Annotated in this window: 23 protein-coding genes and 1 pseudogene; 5 read left to right on the top strand and 19 right to left on the bottom strand. The window is 68.8% G+C overall.

Annotation, left to right across the window (positions count from 1 at the left end; genetic code table 11):
* Positions 1-152: 152 nt before the first annotated feature.
* From ACFYY1_RS39030 to ACFYY1_RS39005, 6 genes are all read right to left on the bottom strand, one after another.
* Complete coding sequence (locus ACFYY1_RS39030; protein WP_388594373.1) at positions 153-401, bottom strand: hypothetical protein; 249 nt, start codon at positions 399-401, stop codon at positions 153-155.
* Positions 402-746: 345 nt separating this feature from the next.
* Positions 747-1,493 carry a hypothetical protein gene (locus ACFYY1_RS39025; protein WP_388594371.1) on the bottom strand — a complete coding sequence of 249 codons (747 nt, stop codon included), beginning with the start codon at positions 1,491-1,493 and terminating at the stop codon, positions 747-749.
* Between the two features lie 273 nt (positions 1,494-1,766).
* On the bottom strand, positions 1,767-2,156 hold the full coding sequence (locus ACFYY1_RS39020; protein WP_388594368.1) for a hypothetical protein: 390 nt from the start codon (positions 2,154-2,156) through the stop codon (positions 1,767-1,769).
* Positions 2,157-2,424: 268 nt separating this feature from the next.
* A complete protein-coding gene (locus ACFYY1_RS39015; RefSeq protein WP_388594366.1) occupies positions 2,425-3,138 on the bottom strand; it encodes a hypothetical protein in 714 nt (237 codons plus the stop codon).
* Positions 3,139-3,713: 575 nt separating this feature from the next.
* On the bottom strand, positions 3,714-4,454 hold the full coding sequence (locus ACFYY1_RS39010) for a hypothetical protein (RefSeq protein ID WP_388594364.1): 741 nt from the start codon (positions 4,452-4,454) through the stop codon (positions 3,714-3,716).
* Between the two features lie 46 nt (positions 4,455-4,500).
* Complete coding sequence (locus ACFYY1_RS39005; protein WP_388594362.1) at positions 4,501-4,914, bottom strand: hypothetical protein; 414 nt, start codon at positions 4,912-4,914, stop codon at positions 4,501-4,503.
* 99 nt (positions 4,915-5,013) lie between these two features.
* Between ACFYY1_RS39005 and ACFYY1_RS39000 the strand changes: the two genes are divergently transcribed.
* A complete protein-coding gene (locus ACFYY1_RS39000; protein ID WP_388594360.1) occupies positions 5,014-5,283 on the top strand; it encodes a helix-turn-helix domain-containing protein in 270 nt (89 codons plus the stop codon).
* A gap of 233 nt (positions 5,284-5,516) precedes the next feature.
* A complete protein-coding gene (locus ACFYY1_RS38995) occupies positions 5,517-6,554 on the top strand; it encodes a hypothetical protein (RefSeq protein ID WP_388594359.1) in 1,038 nt (345 codons plus the stop codon).
* Positions 6,555-6,585: 31 nt separating this feature from the next.
* On the opposite strand, the gene ACFYY1_RS38990 is transcribed toward ACFYY1_RS38995, so the two are convergent.
* The 4 genes from ACFYY1_RS38990 to ACFYY1_RS38975 all read right to left on the bottom strand — a co-directional run bounded on the left by ACFYY1_RS38990 (position 6,586) and on the right by ACFYY1_RS38975 (position 10,773).
* A complete protein-coding gene (locus tag ACFYY1_RS38990) occupies positions 6,586-7,224 on the bottom strand; it encodes a hypothetical protein (RefSeq protein ID WP_388594357.1) in 639 nt (212 codons plus the stop codon).
* A 70-nt stretch (positions 7,225-7,294) separates the two neighbouring features.
* Entirely contained in the window at positions 7,295-9,265 is a 1,971-nt protein-coding gene (locus ACFYY1_RS38985; protein WP_388594354.1) for an ABC transporter ATP-binding protein, read from the bottom strand.
* 56 nt (positions 9,266-9,321) lie between these two features.
* Positions 9,322-9,693 carry a lasso peptide biosynthesis B2 protein gene (locus ACFYY1_RS38980; RefSeq protein ID WP_388594352.1) on the bottom strand — a complete coding sequence of 124 codons (372 nt, stop codon included), beginning with the start codon at positions 9,691-9,693 and terminating at the stop codon, positions 9,322-9,324.
* A 321-nt stretch (positions 9,694-10,014) separates the two neighbouring features.
* Positions 10,015-10,773, bottom strand: coding sequence for an asparagine synthase-related protein (locus ACFYY1_RS38975; protein ID WP_388594349.1), 759 nt, complete (start codon positions 10,771-10,773; stop codon positions 10,015-10,017).
* A gap of 800 nt (positions 10,774-11,573) precedes the next feature.
* Between ACFYY1_RS38975 and ACFYY1_RS38970 the strand changes: the two genes are divergently transcribed.
* Positions 11,574-12,146, top strand: a complete 573-nt coding sequence (locus ACFYY1_RS38970) for a hypothetical protein (RefSeq protein WP_388594346.1) — start codon at positions 11,574-11,576, stop codon at positions 12,144-12,146.
* A gap of 365 nt (positions 12,147-12,511) precedes the next feature.
* Here ACFYY1_RS38970 and ACFYY1_RS38965 read toward each other — a convergent pair whose 3' ends face one another.
* A complete protein-coding gene (locus tag ACFYY1_RS38965; protein WP_388594344.1) occupies positions 12,512-12,697 on the bottom strand; it encodes a hypothetical protein in 186 nt (61 codons plus the stop codon).
* A 66-nt stretch (positions 12,698-12,763) separates the two neighbouring features.
* Here ACFYY1_RS38965 and ACFYY1_RS38960 point away from each other — a divergent pair, with 66 nt between their 5' ends.
* A complete protein-coding gene (locus ACFYY1_RS38960; protein ID WP_388594342.1) occupies positions 12,764-13,291 on the top strand; it encodes a hypothetical protein in 528 nt (175 codons plus the stop codon).
* A gap of 300 nt (positions 13,292-13,591) precedes the next feature.
* Here ACFYY1_RS38960 and ACFYY1_RS38955 read toward each other — a convergent pair whose 3' ends face one another.
* From ACFYY1_RS38955 to ACFYY1_RS38935, 5 genes are all read right to left on the bottom strand, one after another.
* Positions 13,592-14,701, bottom strand: a complete 1,110-nt coding sequence (locus ACFYY1_RS38955; RefSeq protein ID WP_388594339.1) for a hypothetical protein — start codon at positions 14,699-14,701, stop codon at positions 13,592-13,594.
* Positions 14,702-14,830: 129 nt separating this feature from the next.
* The gene (locus ACFYY1_RS38950) at positions 14,831-15,160 is read right to left on the bottom strand and encodes a PH domain-containing protein (protein WP_388594463.1); all 330 of its coding nucleotides are present in this window, start codon (positions 15,158-15,160) and stop codon (positions 14,831-14,833) included.
* Between the two features lie 599 nt (positions 15,161-15,759).
* Positions 15,760-16,929 carry a hypothetical protein gene (locus ACFYY1_RS38945; protein WP_388594336.1) on the bottom strand — a complete coding sequence of 390 codons (1,170 nt, stop codon included), beginning with the start codon at positions 16,927-16,929 and terminating at the stop codon, positions 15,760-15,762.
* 30 nt (positions 16,930-16,959) lie between these two features.
* Positions 16,960-18,630 (bottom strand): hypothetical protein, encoded by a 1,671-nt coding sequence (locus tag ACFYY1_RS38940; protein WP_388594333.1) that lies wholly within the window; start codon positions 18,628-18,630, stop codon positions 16,960-16,962.
* Positions 18,627-18,992 (bottom strand): hypothetical protein, encoded by a 366-nt coding sequence (locus ACFYY1_RS38935; protein ID WP_388594331.1) that lies wholly within the window; start codon positions 18,990-18,992, stop codon positions 18,627-18,629. The genes ACFYY1_RS38940 and ACFYY1_RS38935 overlap by 4 nt, the downstream gene beginning before the upstream one ends.
* 551 nt (positions 18,993-19,543) lie before the next feature.
* On the opposite strand from ACFYY1_RS38935, the gene ACFYY1_RS38930 reads away from it, so the two are divergent.
* Positions 19,544-20,014 carry a hypothetical protein gene (locus ACFYY1_RS38930; protein ID WP_388594328.1) on the top strand — a complete coding sequence of 157 codons (471 nt, stop codon included), beginning with the start codon at positions 19,544-19,546 and terminating at the stop codon, positions 20,012-20,014.
* Positions 20,015-20,032: 18 nt separating this feature from the next.
* On the opposite strand, the gene ACFYY1_RS38925 is transcribed toward ACFYY1_RS38930, so the two are convergent.
* The 3 genes and pseudogenes from ACFYY1_RS38925 to ACFYY1_RS38915 all read right to left on the bottom strand — a co-directional run.
* Positions 20,033-20,850 (bottom strand): IS5 family transposase gene (locus tag ACFYY1_RS38925; protein WP_388594326.1). Its coding sequence is split into 2 segments (ribosomal slippage): positions 20,033-20,508 and positions 20,508-20,850, totalling 819 coding nucleotides; the frame shifts between segments, so codons are not numbered across the junction.
* A gap of 50 nt (positions 20,851-20,900) precedes the next feature.
* A pseudogene (locus tag ACFYY1_RS38920) lies at positions 20,901-21,380 on the bottom strand (IS5 family transposase); the annotation flags it as partial.
* Positions 21,359-22,336 (bottom strand): transposase (locus ACFYY1_RS38915; protein ID WP_388594324.1); only part of this gene is annotated, 978 nt, incomplete at its 5' end. The gene ACFYY1_RS38915 and the pseudogene ACFYY1_RS38920, both read right to left, overlap by 22 nt.

Here is a 22,336-nt window from a genome sequence, read left to right as displayed (position 1 = left end):
GGTGGGGTGTCCTTCCGGGAGGTCGTGGCGTGGCAGGGCGCCTGACGCGGTGGGGTAACCATCGGGGTGCGGCGGGCAAGCGTGGCAACAGGTGCTCAGGCTGGTGATGCGGGTCGGTCCCTGTCGCCGCGCTGGGCGGGCGGGAACTGGGTTCAGGCGTGGGGCCCCCGGGGCCGGTGGGCCGTGCGGTGGCTTGTCCAGTGCCAAGCCCCGAAGCCATGAACAACACCCTTGGGCGCGACGGGCAGCCTGGCGGGGCTGGAACGGGCGGGGCGCAGGGCGCGGTGGCCGGCTGCCAGATGAGCAGGGCGGTGGTGGATCACGTCGGGCAGCGCGGAGTAGGACCCGGCGGGCCCCATGTTGTGCTCGCGCAGATAGGCGTTGAGTGGACTGTCTTGCATCTCCTGGCCGGTCTCAGAGCGCTTCGTGCCGTCTCGGTAGAGGATGTAGCCCACAGGGGTCCCTTTCGCTTGGGTTGGCTCGGTGGATCTTCGAGGCCGCTGTGGTGCGGCGGGGACGACCACCACCGCGGGATGCGCTACTGCCGCAACTTCTGTACGCCGCAATCGGTGTTGCGCTGGGATCGGCCCGACGTCTCGGCCGCAGTACGGACCACAACGATGTGAGCCCTCGCGCCGGTGGGCGGAGCGAGGGCTCACACATTTCAGGGTGGGACGGCGGGGCTAAGCCTCCATCTCGTGCGGGCAGTCGCGGCATCCGCCGCGGTCGTCGGAACCAGGAACGGGTTAGGGCTGCGGGTCGGGGGTGGTGTTGATGAGGGCGTCCCTGAAGTCACGCAGGGCTCGGACGGCCGCGCCTTCTGCGTCGTCCGGCCAGATCGGATCGTGGTCGCGGGCCGTGTCGAAGTCCCCGTTCTCGTCCAGGAGCTCAAGGGCCGCCGCGACGGTGGTGATGGCGGCCGGATAGTCGGTCACGGGGCCGATGAGGGCGTCCGGGTCTGGGGCAGGCAGGACCGGGGAGCGGTACGCGGGATCGTCGGTGACCAAGGCGCCCAGGACGCCGACGGCCAGGGCCCAGGCGGGTCCGCTCGCGGCACGGTCTGCGGGGATTAGGGCAAGGGCGGCATCGGCGATGTCGCTGTGGTGGTGGGAGCGGCCGATGCGGGTCTCGGCGGTGATACTCCCCCCGAGGTGCAGTACGCCATCGAGAGTGCCCGGCTCGTGATCGGGGGCGGGCTGCCAGGACCATGTGGCCGTCGTGGTGGCGAGGCGTTCCAGCGCGGTGTGCCAGCGAGGTCCTGTGTAGCCGACGGCGTGCAGGAGGATCGCGCCGTTGTCGGGGTTGAAGGTGATGGTGCCGCTGATCGGGCTGTTGCGGACGCGGCGGTCCTGCTCGAAGAACAGCAGGCCGGTGGCCTGGTCGGCGTGTGTGCGCATGGAAAGGGGTGGCTTGGCGGCCATGAGCGCGGTGTAGAGGCCGTTGAAGGTGCCGCTGGCGGTAAGTGTGTGGTGGAGGTCGTTGGGGGTGAACATGCGGGGTCCTTCCGGAGTTGAGAACCTGCCGGACGGTGAGTCGGACGGCGGGTGCGGCTCTGCGGTGAGGCGGGGCTGCGGGATGGACTTTGGGCGAGGCGTGGGTTAGCCGCGCAACCCGTCGCGGCCGGGCACCGGAGGCGAGGCGGGCACGCATGGCGCGGGGACGGGTGGGTCGATGCGGTGGCGTGGAGCGGGCGCACGGCGAGGCCCGCCCCCTGGAATGTGCCGAGTGGGGGCGGGTCTTGGGGGAGCTGCCGGGGCGGCGCGGGCCTAGCGGATGGCCGACCAGTTGACCTGGTCAGCGCCAGCGGCGAGTTGCTCGAACGCGGCGAACACTGCCCTGTTGCTGGGGAAGCCGAACAGTTTGTCGGTGTCGGTGGGAGTCAGGCCCAGCAGACGGTCCGCGATCTCCCAGACGGTGCCGGACTCGTTGTCCGTGGACGCTTCGAATTCCGGCTCTCGGTCTTCGTCGTTGCCGCTGACGCGCTCGATGGCGTAGCCCGAGAGGTAGACCACGATGCCGGGTACGTTCAGCGTGACCCCGTGAAGGGGTGCGCGCGCTTCGAGACGGTTGGTGCCAAGGAGCACCTCGTCGATTACGAGCAGGTTCGTGCGCTGCTTGATGGTGCGCAGGACTTTCTGGACCAGGTCACGGTTCACGGTCGCTCATCTTCCCTTTGGTGGGTTGACTGGTTGTTGGATGTCGCCGTGACCATGGCGGGTGCGGCTGTTAGCTGCGCAAGATGCTCTACGGAATCGCGCACGGCCCGCCCTTGAGGGCGGGCCGTGCGCGTCGGGCGAGAGGTTTCAGGCGGCTGCGGTCTGCGGTTGCGGCTCGGCGGCGTGGTTTTGGGAGGTGTGTTCTGCCTCGAACGCGACGCCGTCCCCTGTTCCGGAGGCGGGGCAGGGGACGGCTCGTGGTGCGAGGTCAGTGGGCCGGGCCCGTGGTCTCCTTGAAGATGAGGCCGCCGGTGGACTTCTGCCAGGAGAGAGCGGCCTCTGTGTCCTCCGCAGTGGCATGCTCCTGGTGGCGGCGGCCGTGTCGGTCGGCGAGGGAAACCATCCAGGCGACGAGTGCGGCCGAGTCGGCGGCGTAGTTGCCCGTGGCGAAGTCGAAGACTTCTTCGGCGTACGGAGGCTGCTCCCGCTGCCGCCAGTGTGCGCCGAGAGATCCGTGCTCTCCGATCGGGTGATGGTTGGAGACCTCCGCTCCGTAGCGGTCGGTGCCCGACCATGTGACCTCGGAGTCGTCGGCGAAGGTGTAGCACGCGTAGGTTCCTGCCCTGTCGCCCCAGCCTGCGCAGGCGATGCCTTCGGTAGCCAGCCGCCGGTACACGGAGCGGGCGACGATCTGCCGGACGACGACCTCGTTCCTCTTGTCCACGGGCGCGGTCCAGCACTCACGCCCGGTGTAGCGGAACTCTGCGGTGCCGGTGTCACCGTTGTACTCGACCCACGGGAGTGGGTCCGACTTGCTGCGCGGCTCGTAGGCGACGGGGATGCCGGGGCCGAATCCGGCCATCACACGCAGCATGGGCGGGCGGTCCTGCGCGTCGCCGGGGTGCTGGCGGTGGGCCTGGTATGCCTTGTCTCGGGCGGTGATCAGCCCGCGGGTGTAGTTCTGGTTCTGGCGCTTGGTCATGGTGGTGTGCCTCTCACATCCGGCTCGGTGGTCCGGGGCGGCTGTAGGCCCCGGTGAGCGGCACAGTGACCGAGCACCTGGTTAGGGCCGCAACCGGCGGCGGACTGCCGCAACGGCGGGCAGCCCGCCCCGGGACTGAGTCGGGTGCGAGCGACTGCGAAGCTGGATGGGAGAGGCGTCTGACGTGCTTGTGCTAGTTAGGCGCTGGAGTCGGGGCGCTTGGGGTAGGGCTTCAGTTCCGGGTATCTGAGAGTGATCCGGTCGCGCTCACGCTGATTCTGGCCCAGCCGGAATACGTACCGGTGGGCGCCGCGGTGGCGAAGGTTTCGGGCGCCGACCGCGCGCAGGGCATCTCGTAGCCAGAGGGCCGGGTTGCACTCGGCCCGGGGTGCCGGAGCTCCGAGGGACATGAGCTTGGCTTCGACGTACTCGTGACCTTGTTCCTGTTTTCTCACCTTTTGTGCTGCATGGTCGGAAGCGCGCTGGTTCGCACAATCCTGAGTGGCTTTCTGCCGCAACCCGCACGCGCCTCCCTAGTTTTCCGGGGAGGCACTTACGGGTTGAGCACCCGAAGATCAGAGGTCGCCGGGTGCGTCCGGATGGATGGGGCATGGCCCGAACCTGGACCCCTGGCTGGCGGGGTGGACGTGGCGGCGGCCCGAGAGACTGCAGGCGGTCTTCCGGTCCTCGTTGCAGAACTCCACGCACGTGCAGTCCTGAATCTCGTCGAGGGTAGAGCCGGAAGACTCGGCCGCGTCCTCGACACGGGGAAGGCACCGGTGGCGGTCGGCCAGGAGGTCGAGACGGGCCAGCGTCCAGCCCTTCCCGTCGTGCCCCGCCTGGGTGGTGGTGGATTCGCACTTCTTGCAGTGGAGACCTTCGGCCACGGCATTGTTGCTGCTGAGAGCGGTGTTGACGACCTCGAAGTTGTCCCTCGGGAGTGCTTCGGGTTCGGCCAGGCTCGCGGCCTCAGCACCGCCGGTAAGGAACTCCATCAGCTCCAGTGGCAGAGCAACGTCGTGCCCGCGCTGGTGGACACTGCAGATGGCCGCGGCTACGAGGTTGGTTGCCGTGTCGCGGAGACGCCCGACTTCGCCGGTGAGTCGAGCAATCCGGGCGTCGCACTGCTCATGCTCTGATTCCTTTCCGTCCCACGGTGCCGGAAGGCACTCAGGTCCGCCGTCGGTGAGGATCTCGTCCATCCGTTCCCAGAGCGCGCGCACCTGGTGGCTGGTGAGCAGTTCCTGAATGGCCTCGATCATCAAGGTGTGGAGCTCGTCCGTGCCCAACTCCTCAAGGTCGATCTGCATACTCACGCTGTTCCTCCTGGTCATAGAGGTTCCGTGAGTTGGGCCTCGGTGTTTAGTCGGTAACGCGATAGGGATGGCCGACCTGCGGATAGTCGCCGTCAGCGGTGACGTTGTGCGGCCAGCGGCAGGCGACGGTTTCCATGTGCTCGCCGGGGTGCTCTTCGCAGCGGACCCGGTTCTCCGGAGGGATCTTGGGAAGCGGAATCGGGATGACCACGGTCCGCACGGACCCAAGTTCGGCTTCGTCGTCTGCGTGCAGCTCAAGGGCGGCGGCGAGTGCGGTGTTGCGAATGCTGAGGCTCTGAGTCTCGCCGTCATGGTGTGTGACCAGGGCGGTTTCCCCATAGCTGATCCAGCCGGCGTCATCCCTGGTCGGCTCGACGGTGACGGAGACGGCTACCTTCCCGGTGGCTTCACGCTCCTGGAGTGTCTCTTCTGCGGCGACTGCGAGCCTGCTGACGTCCATGCCTAATTCTCCTGGGTTCCACGAAGCAATGTTGCATATATTCTACACACAGGAAGTGGAATATATGCAACATGACCAAAGCTCGGCTACGGTGTGGCCATGCCTAACGCGTCCCCCGGCTCCGATGCCGACCCTGCTGTCGTGGCCCGCCGGCAGGCGTTCGGGCAGCGGCTGCGTGAGCTTCGCGCTGAGGTCGGCCGGACTCAGGCCAGCATTGCCGCGGAAGCGGGGATGGATAGAGCCTTCTACGTGAATGTGGAGAGCGGGAAGAACAACATCTCGCTGGACAAGATCTTTTCCCTCTCTGACGCCCTGGAAGTGGACGTGGGCGAGTTGTTCCGTGGCCTCAGCTCTCGGGCAGACGTGTAGGACTGCTCACCGTGGGCACCCTGGACGCCGATGGCGGGGAATCCGCAGGGGGATGCCCGCTTTCGCGACCTCCAGCTGCGGGTTCATGCGATGGCGGCCCGGTGCCGCGGTGGTGCAACAGCCCTTCTGCGAATCCGTCATCGACAGGACTGGCCAGCTCGGCCGCCGCACGCCAGTAGGCTGGCTGCTGCCCGTTGACGGGCTACATCTTTCCGACTCCAGGAAGTGCTGCCGTGAGTGATCAGCCCCGTCTCGCTGAATCCGGCGACGACGCCGTCGCCCTGCGGGAGACGAGTCGGAACTATCTCCAGATGGTGGCGCAGTCCTGTGGCGAGGAGTGCGACGTTCTGTGGGCCTGGAACGAGTTCGGTCTGTGGGTTCCGCCCGAGGATCCGTCGGCTGCGTTCGAGGAGATGCAGTGGATCTTCGGCGACTGCAGTCCCGAGGACCCCGCTACCGTCGAGATCCTTTGGAAGCACTGGGACGATGCCGCGCCGGCCTGGTTCCGCATGCACATCATGGAGGCGTACACCGACCGGACTCGGCCGGCGATGCGCGGCACCTGGGCGAACCCAGGGACCGGCCTGGTGGAGCTTGCTGACGTGGTCGCGGTGCGGCCTTCCATCGAGGGTTTGCCGCTGAGCTGCACGGGGACCGCGAGCTCGAATTTCCGGCCCTCTCCGCTACGTCCGGCCGCAGACCCGGAGGACCTGCTGCCCGAGGTCACGATGACCCAGGCCGAGGCAGAGCTGATGGTCAGCCTCTACCTCCACCTGGAGAGCCACCGTGTCGGTCCGCTGTGGACCACGATCGACGCGCAGGCAGCTGCGACCCGCGACCGGCTCCTCGACATCGTCAACAGCGCAGGCGCCGCAGGCTCCAGGACCGACATCAACATCACGGTCGCCGTCCGCGACACCTCCGTGAGTCAGTGCCCGCACCACGTCTTCGCCCCGGCGCCGGCCTACACCGACGTAGACGAGACACGCACGGTGGGTCTGCATGAGGTCGCGCACGCCCACAAGGACGGGACCGTCGGCCTGGAGGAGCACGGGCACGCGTATCTGCGTGCGGTGCTGACATGCGTGGCCCTGTACGGCGGGAGCGTCCACCTGGCCACCGTCCCGCTCGACGGCTCGGCCGTTCCGGTGGCCACCGAGTCCCTTTACCGGGTCCACTATGACTGGCGGTGCGAGCTCGTGGAGGACGCGGAGGAGCGGCAGATCCGCAACCTCAACGACATGATCGCCACCCGCGACGGCGGCCGCTGACCGCCCCGGACAGTCTGTCTGACGCAAGCCGCTACGCGTCGCCCTTGGCACGGATCTTCCTGACGAGTTCGGCATCGCCGCGCATCACCCCGGGGACCCTGGCGTCAGCTTCGGTCTGTCCGTGCTCCTCGCCGCACGGACACACGCTCCATCCGTCGGTCTCGATGTGACCCGCGACCTGCTCGATGATGTCGGCGGCTTCGTCCAGCAGCCCGAGCGGAAGTCCCGCGCTGTCGCTCGCCGAGTCCGCGCCGATCGCGAGGCCGATCTCGAAGATCAGGTCGGTTGCGTGCTGCACGGTGCGGGAATCGCCGTTGCTCGAGGCGTACTTGACGGCCTGGGCCAGGGCCATGAGCGGGCGGGAGCAGACCCAGCGCGGCATGAAGACCGTCCGGTCATCGACACGGACCGGCCGTACGCCGTGGACGGTGTGGGCGCCGTCGGTGTCTACCGCGCTGGCCTGGGCGATCTGCTCCGCCACGGCGGAGGGCTCGATGTAGCGCAGGGCTGAGCGCGGCTGGATCCCGAGCCGGTCCGCCACCATCGCCACGTTGTGAGCGAGGACGTTGGTCACCGCCACGGAGACAACGTCCAGCCCTCGGGTTAGGAGCTCGGCCTCGGTCTGGGTCGCGAGAGCCTTGAACGCCTTGGTGTTCCTGATATCTGCCACGGTGACCAGCGTAGAGCCCTCGCGGGCGGGCTCTCGCCGGGTGAACAGTGCGGCCCGGCCCGCCGCGGGTTCACCCCTGGGGCTGGCCGGCGTAGGTCTGCGCCTGTTTTCGCCACAGGGTGGCGTACTCGCCGTCGGCAGCGAGGAGGGAGTCGTGGGTGCCCTCCTCCAGGAGGCGTCCGCCGTCCAGGACGATGATGCGGTCAGCGGCGCGGGTGGAGCCGAGGCGGTGGGTGATCAGGATGACGGTGCGGTCCTCGCTCAGGGTCCGGATGCGGTCGTAGACGGCTTCCTCCGCGCGGGGGTCGAGGGCGGAGGTCGGCTCGTCGCAGATCAGGACGGGGGCGTCCTTACGGTGGAAGGCCCGGGCGCCGGCCAGGCGCTGCCATTGCCCGCCGGACAGGTCGCGTCCGCCCCACTGGGAGGGGGCGAGGTTGGTATCGAGGCCGTCGGACAGGCAGGCGATGACGTCGTCGGCGCCGGAGGCGCGGGCTGCGGCCATCACGGTCTCGTCGTCACCCTCGCCCTGGCCGAGGTTGATGTTGTCGCGGGCGGATACCTGCCAGCGGGCGATGTCCTGGGGCAGCAGCGCGAGACGCGACCAGACCTGTTCGGGGTCGGCTGCGGCCAGGTCCACGTCGTCCCAGGTGACGGTGCCGGCGGTGGGGGTGTAGAGGCCGGCGAGGAGTTTGGCGAGGGTGGACTTGCCCGCGCCGTTGGCGCCCACGATCGCCAGGACCTCGCCGCGGCGCACGGTGACACTGATGTCCTCCAGCACGGGCAGCTCGCTGCCGGGATAGCAGAAGGTGACGCTATGCGCGGCGATGACGGCCGGGCGATTGGGCACCGGCACGGGTGTGGTGGGGAGCTGGGAGCGATGCTCGGCGTCGGTGAGGAAGATGGACCAGTCGCCGAGGTAGAGACCGGTCTTGTAGGTGGAGTTGATGCCAGTGACCAGCTGGCCCAGGAGCAGGCGGCAAGTCTGGACGGCGATGAACGCGGTACCCGCCGCAGCCGCCGGGATGTGGCCGCCGAGCACGAGGACGAGCAGGGCGCCGTAGACGACCAGGGCGGCGCCTCCGGCCATCGTGTCGCCGAGGAGCTGGTAGCGGGCGGTAGTGCGGCCGATGCGGGCGGCGTGCGCGGTGAGCCGGTCGGTGACGACGGTGAACTGCCCAAGGAGCCAGCTGCGCATGGTGTTGGCCCGCACGTCGAGGGCGGTTGCGCGGCTGGCGGTGCAGTAGATGAAGTTGTGGCGCAGGCGGCGGTCGGCCAGGGTGTGCCGCTCGGCGAGGTGGGCTGCGCGCGCGCCGCGGACGGCAGCCGCGCCCCGCGGGATCACGGCGAGCAGCAGGAGCGGGAGCAGGAAGGGGTGGAGGGCGGTGAGGATGCCGGCGGCGGCGAGCAGGCCGAGGAGGGCCGCGGTCAGGGCGGCGAGGGCGTCGATCATCAGGTGGGCGTCCTTGGAGGCCCGGTTGGCGGCTTCGCTGTGGTTGCACCAGGCCGGGTCGTCGTAGGAGGCGAGCGGGACGCGGGTGGCCGCGTTGAGGTACCGCAGTTCGGCGATCGCATCGACGCGCGGGCCGATGCGGGCGGTGACGGCCAGGGTGGTGGCGGCGACCAGGGAGCGGCCCACGGCGGCGCCGGTGACCAGGACGAGAGAGGGCAGCGCCGTCTGAATGCGCTCGGCGGTCGGCCCACCGGCGAGCAGGGGTTGGAGGGCGCCGCGGGTGGCGTAGAGGCCGATCGCGGTGATGACGCCGGTGGCCAGCTGCAGAACGGCGGTGAGCAGGACGGCACGGCGGTCGGCGTCCCAGGCCAGGCGGAGCGCGGTCGCGGCCAGGTCGGGCAGGCGCCGGGCGATGGTGGTGAAGTCGTCGGCGAGCGCGTTGTCGTGGCGCTCGGCACTGACCGTGTACTGCGGGATGGGCTCCCCGCCGTGGGGGCGGCGGCGCGGCCACGGCAGGTGAAGCCGTCGCCGCCCCGGGGCGGAGGTCGTGAGGGTCTCGCGGGTGGCGCTGCGGTGCGCGGTGTCTGTCACATCCTGGGCAACGCCTCACCCATACGGGTGGTTGTGGTGGCGAAGGGTGGCGAGTTTCAGTTCGAGCGTTCCACCTGGAGGGCGGGTACGTAGGGCCAGACGCGGTCGGTCTCGTCCTGACCGATGATCGCGGTGCCGGCTTCGATCCAGGCGTGGGCCCCTTGGGGGATGAAGCGGGCTCCGATCACCCAGCGCACGCGGTGCCCGGTGAGTGCGGCCGCGAAGTGTGTGGCCAGGGATTCCTCCAGGCAGGCGGTGCGGCCGGGCCAGAGACGGGCGGCGCGGCGTACGGCGGTGAAGGCGGCTTCCGCTTCCTGGGGCAGGGCGGCGCGTCCCGGCAGGCGGGTCGCCGCGCGGGCTCCCGCGATGGCGGAGCAGGAGGAGCGTGGCGAACAGGACGACGTACCCGGCCAGTTGCTGGGGGCCACTGACGGAGACCGGGGTGGCGAACCGGATCTCGGTGCGGCCGGGCGGTGCTGCGGGAGCCGTGGAGTGGAGGAGGTCGGTGCGTTCCAGGTCGGCGGCGAGGGCGGTGAGGTCGGTGCGGACTTGGGCGGGGTCGGCGCCCTTGCTGCGCCAGTAGGCGGTGAGGTCGTCGATGGCCGTGGCCGCGGTCGCGCCGTCGGTGATCTTCTGCCACAGGCGGGCGCCGACCGGATCGAGAAAGCGCCACCGCCCGCGTCCGGCGCGGATGTCCATCAGGGCAATGCCATCGGGGCTGGGTGCAGTGTAGACGCCGGGACGCGTACTCACGGGGTGACCTCCTGTGCGGGGGCGGTGGTCTGCTCCCACCACGTGCTGCGGTCGATGGGCAGCGTGGCGAGCCACAGCTCGGTCACGATCAGGGCATGCAGCGCGGCCAGAGGGGCGCCTTCACCGCGGGCGGCGCTGTCCAGGGAGGCCAGCGCCCTCGTAGCATCGAGGAGGCCGGCCCGGGCGAGGAGGGAGTGGGCGAGGATGCGGCGCAGGGCCGGGGCGTTGGCGCGCAGTCCGGCAAACAGGCTGCTGGTGAAGGCGGTCTTGGTGCGCCGGTGCAGCAGGTAGTCGGGGACGTGGCCGGTGAAGGCTGCGCGGGCCAGGGGCTTGAAGTCGCCGGGCTGGGTGCGTGCGTAGCCGGGGATCGCGTGGCAGGCGTCCACGACGAGGTTGTCCAGGAGCGGGGCGTGGACGGGCAGGCCCCACTGCCGGCGGCTGATCTGGTCGAAGGTGGCGTGGCCGTCGCCCATCAGCTCCAGGGCGAGCCGCTCGTGGAGGGCGCCGGGGGTGGTGCCCGGCGGGGCGGTCTGGGCGCGGGCGGTGACCAGGTCGGCGACCGCCGCGCGGCCGGCGCGGGTGAGCCAGGCCGTGGCGGTGCCGCTCCCGCACCAGGCGAGCATCTGCGCCGCCGACGTCCCGGGACCGGACTGGGCGGTGTGATCGTCCCCGGCGTTGAGCGTGTCGGCCAGTGCGGCGAGGCCTGGGGGTAGGTGGTGCGCTGCGTGCGGGCGGCCTGCCCGAGCACCGGCCACAGGGCGGCGCGGCGTGTGCGGGCGAACGCCGCGGTGCGATGCAGCGCCTGCGTGCGGTGCCCGGCCCGGAGACTAGCGTCCGTCGCGCCACCCGTGATGGCGTTCAGCTGGTCGGCCGCCTCCTCTTGCGTCAGGTTCTGGGCCAGCCGGGCGCGCTTGAGCGCCGAGTCCGTACCTGTCGAACCGGTCACCGATCCCCCAGGGTGGGTGTTCTTCGAACGACGGACAGACCGCCGCCGCTCCTGTCCTGCACCGTGCCCCCCAAGCCGCGATCTTGTCTCGTCCAGTGAGCGATGCTGCCACCCTGCCGCAACAGAGAACAGCCCCCCGCAGGCTGTCCAGCGCAACGCGCTGCTTGCCGGATACCGGGGTGGCTTTGAGAGACATGCGCTCGGAATGAGCGGCGCCCTGTGCACGAGTACATCAACGAGCGGATGCATGACTCGCCTCACTGGATCGCCTCCCCGCGAACGGTACGAGTCGGTCGATGCTCAGAGGCGATTCACAGAAGGCTGGTTCTACGAACCGGGAGAGTCTGTCGCAGCAGTTCACGGCACACTTCACCTGTGGGTCGACGAGCTGAGTCACAGGCGCGTAGGTATGAGGGTCTCCCTCGACCGCTATGCTCGACGTAGCGCACCTCGCTTGTGCGCGCCGACCTGGGCCCACCCCCGGAATACCGGTGAACCGTGCTGCCGCGCGGGTGCGAGCGACGACCGGTGCCCTCTTCCAAACCGTGCACCCTGGCCATGCTCGTGGTGGGACGAACTGCAACGCCAGGACGCGATGAAGGAGAAGCGATGGCCCCGTCCTCCCGCAACACCACCAACCAAGAGCGGATCGCCCGCGCGCTGAATCGCTCGACCGGCTGTGGCTACCAGAAGGCGCTGCAGCGAGTAAAGGCCGCGGCCGACGCGGGCAAGCTGCCCGCGAAGCTTGACCAGGCCGGCCGCGAAGAAGCCGTGCGGATGCTCACCGAGAACCACATCCAGCCCGTTCCGATCCCGGTCGCTGTGGCGAGCGGCCCGTCCTCGCACACGCAGCCCCCTGTAGTGGCGCGCGGGCTCGTCCGCGGAGGCGTGGACAAGACCGTGGCGGCGTTCGACGTCGGCGCCCTGGCCCAGCAGGGACATCAGGTGGTTCCGGTCGACCTGCCGGAGTCGCTCACCGAACTGATGGTCGAGACGCACCAGGCGATGGAGGCGCACCGGAACTTGCGGCAGAAGGAGCGAGTCGTCGACGTCATGCGGGCGCAGCGGGACCAGGCTCTGAACTCGTTCCTCCTGCCCACTGTGCCGCAGGAACTGGCTAAGCAGGTGAAACTGTTGCTGGAGCAGACCCGTCGGCTGCCGCAGAGCGACGAGCCGGAGTGAACCGCCGTCGGCTGACCACGCTCAGGCGCTCGGTATGCACTCGGGTCCGGTGAGGATCACATTCAGCACCTCTCCAGACCCCTCAACGAGTTGCGGTCACCGGCGCATTACTCAGAAGTGATTCGTGGCCGGTGACGGTGCGCCCTCGCGCCAGGGCACAGAGCCTTGAGAATCCACCCGCACCGCAGCGCTCCGGGGCCAGGCGTCAGACGCGTTGGCCTGGCTGAGGTCTCCCTTGCCCCCTAGGCTGGTCCTGGAGCATCTGCTGCGATCAGTCGACTGTTCTCCACCACCAGCCGCTGGTTGACGTTGCGCAGTGCCTGCATGGCGCTTTCCGCTCTGCGGGCTGCTGCGAGTGCGGCGTCTCATTGCTCGCGCAATTCCTCCAGCTCCGTGTCGCGCAGCGCGCGGGCGTTCAGGCCGTCGCGGAGGCGGGCACCCAGGTTGTTGGCGCGTAGAGTGCGTAGCTCGGTCTGGACTTCGTGAATCGTTCGTTGTAGGGCGGCGTTCTGTTCCAGGAGCATGCGGTTCTCGACTTCGAGGGCTGCCACCTTGCGGGCGGCCGCTGCTGTCGCCGCCCGAGGCCGGTCCTCGTCAACTGCGCCACCGACATTGCGATGAAAGTCGCTCGAACCGTGACGGTCGCCGCCGTGGAGGTCGCCACCCCGTACCTCAAGGACGGGGCGCGCCGCTTCAAGGAGAAGCTGCGACGCAGGCCCAAGGACACCCCGGCCGCCGAGATGGTGCAGGAGGCTGCCCCCGAGCTGCCGACTGAGTCTGGTCTCCGGCCGGTGACCGCTGCCCTCAACGGCCGCGACCAAGTGGACCTCGTCCTGCGTGCCGACCAGGGTGACACCAACGTGCAGGCCGCTCTGGAGCGGATCAACACGCGGGCGTCCGAGACATACGGCATCGCCGCGCACTACTCCGCTGGACTGCCCGCGGTAGACGTTGTCGGCGAGGCCATGCGCCAGGTCCTGGCAGCAGCTGCGCCCGGCTACGTCGCTGCAGCCCTCGAGCGCCTCGTCTTCGACGACGAGCTCGGCCTGACCCCCGTGCAGCAGATGCGCCTGCGGGATCGCGCCGCGGAGCTCGACTCCGGCGTGGTCGAAGACCTCACCGACGCGAACGCCCCGCTCGCGTAGCCCGGACGCTCCGGGCGAGAGTGGCCGTTGCGTATACGGCCCCCGATCGTGCGTTTCCCGGCCGGGGGCCGTCTCCGTCCTGTGAGCTACTGGTCACTTCGCGGCAGCTTCGGGAGGACTGGGTACAGACGGGTGACCGCAGTGCCGTGGTTCGGGTGCTCATGTCCGCCAGGGCCCTCGGTCGGCGAGATGGGAGAGCCGGTGGCGGAGGCCGTCGTCGGCTCCGGCCTATGGCCTTGCGGGCTGTATCCAGTACTCATGGCACTGCCTCTCAAGTGGATCAGGTTACGGAGTGCGGGCTCAGAAGCGGGCGTACCGGATGTCGATGCAGTCCGAGCACATGGGGATCGAGTCGTCATCGGGGGCTATGTCGAGGACAGACCCGCAGCCGCCTTCACAGTCGATCAAGTGCTTGAAGACGGTGCCGCACGAGAAGCACAGGGGCGTCGCCCCGGGCTGGCCTGCCGCGGTCACCGCGTCCGGCACGAGGGCGCATACCCCGCACTCCGGACAGTCGACTACCGGCGGATCGCCGCCGTCCTGGAAATCAGAATGCTCGTCCTGGCCCAGGATGATCCATGCGTAGTTGACGGCGGCGGACTCCGGATTGTCCGGCCACACCTGATGGCAGAACAGGCAGCTAGGACCCTCGTCCTTGCTGTCGTAGGCGACCATGGCCCACTGCTCGCAGTCCGGGCACTTCACCGTCACGTCGGCGACCTTGGCCAGGTCGCTCCGGAGGTTGTTCATGCGCTGCTTGACCAGCGTCTCAATGCCCTTGAGCTGCAAGCGGAACGAGTCCATGTCTCTCTCGACGCCCCGGGCTTCGGCGGGGTCGAGTCCTGGGATGAGGTGCTGGTGGATGAACGTGATCAGGAATTCGAGCACCCTTGCCGCGCGGGACTCGATGGCGTACGCGTTGTGCGTCAGGCCGTAGTGCTGGAGGGCGTTGCGGCTCTCCCCGAGCTCCTTGATGCGCTTCCGGTCATTTGCATCGAGGTCCAGGCGGGCGATGTTGCGCAGGCGGTCGAAGGCGTCCAGGGTGCCGCAGCTCTTGAACTTGCCGCTCTCCCAGGTCTCGTGGGATGCCTCGGCCGGGTTCTGGAAGATGAGGCTGAAGTGTTCCTGCGCGAGCCGGGCCTTGAGCAGTACCTCGGTGGCCGCCTGGAGGTGGAGCACCGTGTACTTGAGGTCGCGGGCGCCGGGCGGCTTCTCGCCTTCGGTCAGGTGCTGGAAGACGCTTACCAGGTAGTCCATGCCGTTGGACACGGGAGTGTAGGACACGTCCGGCCGCTGGGACGGGCGTTGTGCCTTCTTCTCGCTCTGGGCGGGCACCGGCGTCGGCGCCGGGGCCTGCTCGGCGCCGCCCTCGGGCTCGTCGGGGTGCTGCGCGTCAGTCTGGTCGGTCATCGGGTTCCCTCCCCTAGGTACCGGCTATTCCAGGGAGAATCGTCGCCCCTCGCAGGTCAGTCAAATGGTTGCATCAGCGAGCGGGCAGCGGGGATGAAGAAGGCGCCCGGGGCCGTGCGGTCTGCCGGGTCAGTGGGCGTCGATGCCGCTCGCCCGCCCGGCTGCGGCGATGACGGCGGCCTCATCGGTGTCACGGTGCCGGGCGTTGAGGCGGGGGCCGTCGGCCAGATCGATCCGGACCGTGGCCAGGCGGAGGTTGCGCTGCCAAGGGCCCTGCAGCAGTCCGACGCCCTGGTCCTTCGAGACGGGGCGGAGGTGGAGGCTCCAGTTCGAGTGGTGTGGAGGGCAAGGAATGCGGGGCCGTCCTGTTGCGCGGGGTGTCTGGCCGCTGGCCGGGCACAGGCCGGCGGACCAACAGTGCGGAAGCGGTGACCTAGCGCCACAGCTCCGCCCTTTCACCGGCACGGGGACTCCCGTGGCGGCGCGGCGGTGCTCACCGCAGCGTCGTCGGCGGGTGGATCTCCACTCAGGACCCGCGCGAGTCCGCCGCGCTCGCCATCAACCGGTAGGGCGACCAGGTGTGGCAGGAACACGGACACCACGCCCGGTGGGCAGCCGCTGACGCCCGCCCCATAGCGCCTCTCTCACGCACCGGCGGCACCTGGTCGAAGAGAGCATCCAGCCCGGCAACCTGGCCGTGGCGGCGCGGTTTCTGCGGGCCCACCTCCGCGGTCTCGGCACCATCCCCATCGCGCTGGCGACCGCGCACATGGAAGAGAGCCTCGGCTACGAGCAGCACCAGCTTGCCGCTGTTCGCGACGTCCTTCGCGCCGAGGGCATCGCCGCCCTCACCGTCTTCGCGGGCTTGCCCACGGACCTTCGGAACGACCTGCACCAGCTGTCACGCCCCGCCGGCTCGGCCGCAGCCGCCGTCAAGCGTTTGGCGGTGGTGGTTGCGAATCTGCTCGCGGCCAGGCAGGGCGGATGGGAGCGCGTGGTCACCCGCCGCGGCTCTGTGGACCTGGTGGAGGGTTCCGCGGGTGAGGTCGTTCAGTCGCTCAGGGCCCGGCCCTGGGTGTGTTGCCGCCGGGGCGCTGGCCAGGGTTGGGCGGGTGCTGGTGTCGAGGGCGTTGAGGGGTGGGCTGCTCTCCTGTCGTCGCGGGCAGCGTGCTGGCCATGCGCAGGATCGTGCTCATGTTGGTCGAGAGTTGGCCTATCGCCTTGACGACTTGGGCGACGCGTTGCGGGTCCAGTGCGGTGAAGGCGGTGGGGCTGTCGACCGGATCGAGTGCGGCGAGCGTCTCGTTCAGGTGGAGCAGAGTGCGCGTCCCGGGAGCAGCTGCTTCTACTGTTCGGGTGCGGTCCGGTTCGGCCGCGTTGTCTGGGGTGGCCCAATCCTGTACGGCCCGGGCCCGGGCGGCTGCGGTGGCTGCGGCGGTGAGGTGGCCTTGCTGGTTGAGCTTGACGAGGCGGGCTTGGTCGTCTTCGGTGTCGGGTTGGTCCCGGCTGGGGATGACCGCGGCGGCGGAGGCCAGGAGCGGCTGCGCGCGGATGACGCTGGCGTAGACCTCTGCGGCGTGTTGCGCTGCGGCGCCCATCCAGCTGTATCCCTCGGCACGGACGCGGGCGGTGAGCAGGTCCAGGACGTCCTGGGCCCGCTCGGCTGCGTCTGGGAGTTCGGGGCCGCAGGCGGCGAGCCGGTTCCAGTCGTCGGTGAGGACTTCCTCCGTTGCGTTGTCGTACGGGAAGAGGAGGTCGGCCCGGTTGTAGGCGGCACTGGTGCTTTGGGCCTGGGTGCTGATCTCGTCCGCGGCGCGCCGGGAGATCCCGGTTCGCGTGGCCACTTCGGTCAGCACGTCCTGGTCGGGCAGGGCCTCGGTGTCGGAGGTGATCAGGATTCCCCAGGCCCGGCCGGCCTGTTGTGCGCTGTCGAGGGACAGCGGGGTGTGGTCGCGCGGCATCCACCGGATGAGCCACTCGGCCTGGGCGTGCGCGAGGGCCTGGGCCTGTTCGGCTGGTGTGCCGTTCAGGAGGCCGTTGACCTGTACGTCGAAGCGGGCTGAGTCGAGGAGTTGCCCTGGCGCTACCGGGCCGTCGGGATACTCGATGACCTGGCGGGTGCGAGAGCGGTCCGTGGTGAACCACTCGATGGCCTTCTGGACGTTGTCTTCGGGGCGCCGGGCGGCGTCACCGCCCGGCGGCCGCCCATGGACCTCATCAGCAGTCACGGATGGCTCCCTTGGGTGTGCCCGCCCCGGTCACGCGACGTTCGCCTGTTGCGCGCCGTACGGGGTGGGGCCTGGCACGGACTGATCGTGATAGCGGTGTGCCTCGCGGGTGGCTTGATGGAACTGCTGGCGGCTCTGGTCGATGAGCGCGCGCGGGTCGAGCGTCTTCTGTGCGGCCGCTTGGACGGCTGTGCTGGCGTCGCGTGCGGTGCGGCGCACCGTCATGGTGACAAGGTGGCCGGCCCCTTGGCTGGCCTCGGGTACTCGCTCCGTGCGCGCGGCGTAGCCGATGTTGCTGAGCTCCTCGAACTTCAGTGGCGGGGCGCCGTCGTATCGGGCCAGTTGGTGGGCCTGGTTGGTCAGGAGCCAGGGGTCCTGGGCGGCATTCGGTGGCAGTGACTGGATGGCCTTGAAGAGGTACCGGTACTCGGGTTTGGTGAAGTCCTGTTCGGCCAAGGACCGGATGGGGCCGTCCCGGTGCAGCTGGCTTGGATTCTGCATGAGGGAGATCAGTACGCGGCGCTCGGTTGGCTGGGAGGTGTAGCTCGGTCCCTCGCTCTGTTCGGGTGCGGGCTCGACGGTCCGGTCGGGTGTGCTGTAGCCGGCGAGGGTGCGGGGCGCCGCGTCGAGGCGTTCGGCGAGTTGGTCAAGGGCGTACTCGTTGGTGCTGAGTTCGAGTGCTATCCGGCCCAGGGATGCATCGGACAGTCCGTAGTCGCGGACGCGTCCTGCCAGGTCCTCGACGGCGGCGGGAATGCTCGGCTCAAGGATGAAGGTGACCGCGTACTCGGCGGCGTTGTCGGGGTTGGGGCTGTAGTCCGGAGCGCTCGCCCTGGCGAGGTACATGCCGATGCGCTGGTTCGCATTGGCGTCCAGGCGTGCCTTGGCCTCCGGGTCGCCGGTGGAGCGGTGGTGGTCGTTGTAGACCAGCCGCGTGGTGATGTGCTGGATCATCGCCGCGGCTCGCTGCTCCGGCGTGAGCTGGGGGTCTCTGGCTGCCGGCAGCGCGATCGCTGGGTCGGGCCCGGTGACCAGTGCATCCCAGATCTCGGCGGTCGAGGGGTCACCGAAGTCCTGGGGTTGGAGCCAGTAGGGCGATGCGTCGGGGGACGAGGGGATGTACCAGAACTGTTGAGCGCGGTCCGGGTTGTTGAGGATGGCGCCGATTACCGCCAGTTCCTTCATCAGCGCGTCGCTTTCGTTGCCGCGTCCGCGGGACAACTCGAAGGGGACATTTTCAGTCGTGGAGGGGTGCTGAGCTGCGCGGGTCGTGACGTAGGCGTCGTGTCGTGCGTGCTCTGTGTTGGCCGGCCAGCTGGGCTGTGCCATTTCGCGGACGGCGCTGTGGACGGCAGCCCAGTACGCCGAGTCGTTCAGTGCCGACTGCGCGCTGAGATCGCCCACTGCAGCCCGCTGTTGGTAGGGGACCGCCATTCTGGCCATGACGGCATCCGCGATGACCGTCGCGCGATCGGCGTTGGGGAAGGCTTGCAAGCGTTGCTCGATGTCACTGAGTCCGCCGGACAGGAGTGCCGTGTAGGCGGCGCCGGCCCATTCGCTCTTGAAGTGGTCGGGGAGGAGCCAGTACTGGGGGTCCGGACGGTTCCAGTCGACGAGTTGGTTTACCGCGGAGCTGTCGCGCAGGAGGCTGCTGAGGACGTTGAGCTCGTGCTGCGGGGCCCCGTACTGGTCATTGTTCACGCGGCCCCCGCTTCGGGCTTGGCGGGCGGTACTTCGGCGAGCCCGGTGTCCGCGTCGGGAGGTGCGGCTGTGGGCAGGGTTGCCGCGGTCGCGGCCCGGTAGCGCTCGGCATGGAGGTCGAGTTGGGCAGATGCGGATTCGTCGAGGGCCACCCATGCCAGTTCGTTTGCCCGCCACCAACGGTCCATGTAGCGTACCGGGCTGCCTTCGAACTGCCCGAGGACGTCAGCTTTGCCATCCGCGAGGAGTTGCTCCATGGCCGCGATGGGCATCGGCGCATTCAGAACCCGCTGCTGCGCCGAGTCCTTGAGGAGCTCCATGCGTTCGGCCCAGGTGACCGTGGTATTTCCGGGCTCGGCCATGGTCGGCTCCGTTTCGGATGAGGACAGTGGACTCCTGGCAGGCTGCGTCGTGATCCACCGGTCAACAAGCCGAAACCGGGCTGCGGTCCAAGGGGTGAGTGCGAGGGGCGCGGATTCTTCGTTCCGCATCCCATCCGGCGGGAACTGGTCATTCGCCAGGCGTGTGCGGTATGGCGTCGCTCAGGGCTGGGGCACGAGCGAGTGTAGGTTCTCGCGGCCCGTGTCATCTGCCGGGCCTGTGACCTGGGCGTTCTCGCGGCGTCTCACGCGATGTCGGCCGCCGCGTTCTCAGAATCCGTGCCATTTCCTCAGCTCACCTGTTCGATGCGAGCCGCTGACCTGCGACATGACACCGGGTTGAGACTGCGGCGAAGAAAATGACACGGGATTCGAGAACCTACAACGAGGGGGTTGCGGGCCTGCGGTTTGACAGCCGGCGCGGAAGGTGTGCTTAACTAGTTGTGAGACCAGCCATCTCACAAGCTCAGCCGACGAGCTGAGCATTCGTAATCCTGCGCCTTCATGGGTAGGTATGGCTGGTCTTTCTTTTTTTGTCCCGCGCCACCCGTCCATACGACGCCGGCGGCGACGTGCTCCAGGACTGGGTGGTTCTGCCGGACAGCCGCCGGATCCCCGGCAACCGGATCGTGAGGGGCCAAGCCGCCCGTGCCATCGCCGAGGAACTGACCGCCCGGGTCGCGGCCCGAGGAATCGATGTCTCCCGGATGGAGACGGGCGGCAACCCAATCTACACCGCCACCCCCGCCCCGCAGGACAGCCAGGCCCTCTTTGCCGCAGCCCTCGAAACCCTGGCCGACCCTGGTCTCACCCTCGAGACGTACCTCACCGGCCGTTACGCCCTCTTCCAGGCCCCGCAGACGAAGAAGGGCTCCGACGCGGTGAACCGGACCTTCATCGTCGCGGTCGGCGCGCTAGCCCTGGGCGATACCGCGGCCGCCCTGCCTGCCGACATCGACCTGCGGTGTTACGTGCTCGGCCAGGCCGCCGCCTGCTGCCCGTAGTCCGGTTTAGACCGTGTCCTATGTGGTGAGTCGGACCAGTCGTTTGTAGCAGCAGAGGGTGGCGGCGAGGCCTAGGAAGGCCAGGTAGTTGCGGGGGTGGCGTTCGTAGCGGTGGTTGAGTCGGCGGTAGCCGGTCAGCCACGACATGGTGCGTTCGATGACCCACCTTCGGCGTCCGAGCCGTTCGCTGGATTCGATTCCTTTGCGGGCTATGCGGACGCCGATACGTTTTCCGCGGAGCCATTTCCGCAGGTCGGGGATATCGTATGCCTTGTCGGCGTGAAGCTTGCCGGGTTTGTAGTGCCAGCCGCGGTGGGGGTCGTGTCTCGTTTGGAGACCGGCCACCATGGGCTTCAGGCCGTGGCTGTCGTGGGTGTTGGCGGCGGAGATGCCGACGACCAGGGGCAGTCCGGTCGCGTCCGACAGGACGTGCATCTTGGAACCCGGTTTACCCCGGTCCACGGGGCTCGGGCCTGTGAGTTCGCCCCCTTTTTGGCCCGTACGTGGGCGGAGTCCAGGACCACGCGGGTCACGTCGAGCAAGCCGCACTCGTCGATGCGGTCGAGCACCGCCTCGTGCAACCGGCCCCAGACACCAGCCCTGGACCAGATGACGAAACGCCGGTGAGCAGTCGACTTCGAGACCCCGAAACACGGCGGCAGAGCCCGCCAGGCACACCCGCTCACCAGCACATAGACGATCGCCGCGAACAGCGTCTCATCAGGCGTGTCCTGCGTCCCGCCGCCCTGCGGACGCACCCTCGACGGCGGGATCAACGGCTTCGCGATCTCCCACAGCCCGTCCGGAACAATCCAACTCCACGTATCCCGCCCCATGAACAGCCCAACGAGCGATCACCACATAGGACACGGTCTTAGAAGTCATCTCATTTGGTGAGTCTGCGGTAGCAGATGAGGGTGCAGGCGATGCTGGTGAAGGCGAGGAAGTGGTCGGCTTTGCGTTCGTAGCGGCGGTGGAGGCGGCGGCATCCGGCGAGCCAGGCCATGGTGCGTTCGATGGTCCAGCGGTGGCGGCCCAGCCGTTGCGAGGACTCGACTCCTTTGCGGGCGATGCGGTGGGTAATGCCGCGCTCGCGTAACCATCGCCGCAGTTGGGTGTAGTCGTAGCCCTTGTCGGCGTGGAGCTTTGCGGGCCTGCGCCGACGTGGGCCCCGCCGGGATCTGATGGGCGGTATGCCCTTCACGAGCGGGATCAGGGCCTGGCTGTCGTGGACGTTGGCGCCGGAGATGCCGACGGACAGGGGCAGACCGGTCCGCTCGGTGATCAGATGGATCTTCGACCCGTACTTGCCCCGGTCGACAGACATCCGATGCGGTTGATCTGTCAAGCGGCCCCGGTGAGAACGGGTTCGGTGGGAGTAGGGAAGGCCGCTGATTCGTCGTAGTCGGTTCGGCTGGTGAGGCAGTGATGGAGACATCCCAGGAAGCGGTTGAAGAGATTTCTCTGTGCGGCGGTGTGCCGGTCGCCGGTTTCTTTTCGGCGGTCGTAGTGGGCTCTGGCGCCGGGTGAGGCGGTCAGGGCGGCGAAGGCCCAGACGTAGCCGACGGCGGCCAGGCGCTGGTTCTTGACCCGGCGGGCCATGACCGCCACGCTCTTGCCGGACGCCCGGGTGACCGGCGCGGCCCCGGCGTAGGCTTTGAGGCCCTTGGCGTCGGTGAAACGGGATCGGTCGTCGCCGATCTCGGCGAGCACCCGGGCTCCGGTGAGTGACCCGAGCCCTGGAAAGCTGGTGATGATCTGTGCGTCCGGGTGCTTGTCGAAAGACTCCACCGCTGCTGCGGCGAGGTCGTCTGCGCTGGTGCAGGCAATCTCCAGTTTGCGCACCAGCGTGACGGTCTGGCGGCCCATTGCCTCCTCCACCAGCGGCAGTTGACGCATGTGGGGGCGTCGGAAGAACTCGCGCAACCGCTCGGCCTCCGCGTCGATGCCGCGCTGGCGGCCAGCCTTCTTCAGCAGTGCCCGTAACTGGGTGCGGGTCAGCTTGGCGGCCTGCCCCGGAGTGGGGGCGGCAGCCAGAATGACCAGGGCCGCGGGGACGCACAGCCCCTCGCGAGTGCTGAAGGCCTCCAGGGCGGCGGGGAAGTATTCGTGCAGATGGGAGCGGAGTTTGTTGCCGGCCTGGGTCCGGTCCCAGACGGCGTCCTGCTGGGCGCGGGCCAGGACCCCAATGGCTTGGGCCAGTTCGGAATCACGCGGCAACTGCCGGTGGGCCGAGGCGTCGGTCCGCAACACGTTGGCCAGGACCATGGCGTCCAGGTGGTCAGATTTGCGGCGGGCGACCGCGCGGCGGTCGCGGTAGCG

Source organism: Streptomyces sp. NPDC001890, from assembly GCF_042891445.1.
In the GTDB taxonomy this organism is placed as follows: domain Bacteria; phylum Actinomycetota; class Actinomycetes; order Streptomycetales; family Streptomycetaceae; genus Streptomyces.
This window is presented reverse-complemented; position numbering and strand designations above follow the sequence as displayed.

What these genes read in the sequence shown, in the direction of transcription:
- ACFYY1_RS38935 (WP_388594331.1), bottom strand. Translation starts at nt 18,992, where the DNA reads ATGGCCGAGCCCGGAAATACCACGGTCACCTGGGCCGAACGCATGGAG.
- ACFYY1_RS39015 (WP_388594366.1), bottom strand. Translation starts at nt 3,138, where the DNA reads ATGACCAAGCGCCAGAACCAGAACTACACCCGCGGGCTGATCACCGCC.
- ACFYY1_RS39000 (WP_388594360.1), top strand. Translation starts at nt 5,014, where the DNA reads ATGCCTAACGCGTCCCCCGGCTCCGATGCCGACCCTGCTGTCGTGGCC.
- ACFYY1_RS38970 (WP_388594346.1), top strand. Translation starts at nt 11,574, where the DNA reads ATGGCCCCGTCCTCCCGCAACACCACCAACCAAGAGCGGATCGCCCGC.
- ACFYY1_RS39025 (WP_388594371.1), bottom strand. Translation starts at nt 1,493, where the DNA reads ATGTTCACCCCCAACGACCTCCACCACACACTTACCGCCAGCGGCACC.
- ACFYY1_RS38955 (WP_388594339.1), bottom strand. Translation starts at nt 14,701, where the DNA reads ATGACCGACCAGACTGACGCGCAGCACCCCGACGAGCCCGAGGGCGGC.
- ACFYY1_RS39030 (WP_388594373.1), bottom strand. Translation starts at nt 401, where the DNA reads ATGCAAGACAGTCCACTCAACGCCTATCTGCGCGAGCACAACATGGGG.
- ACFYY1_RS38960 (WP_388594342.1), top strand. Translation starts at nt 12,764, where the DNA reads ATGAAAGTCGCTCGAACCGTGACGGTCGCCGCCGTGGAGGTCGCCACC.
- ACFYY1_RS39005 (WP_388594362.1), bottom strand. Translation starts at nt 4,914, where the DNA reads ATGGACGTCAGCAGGCTCGCAGTCGCCGCAGAAGAGACACTCCAGGAG.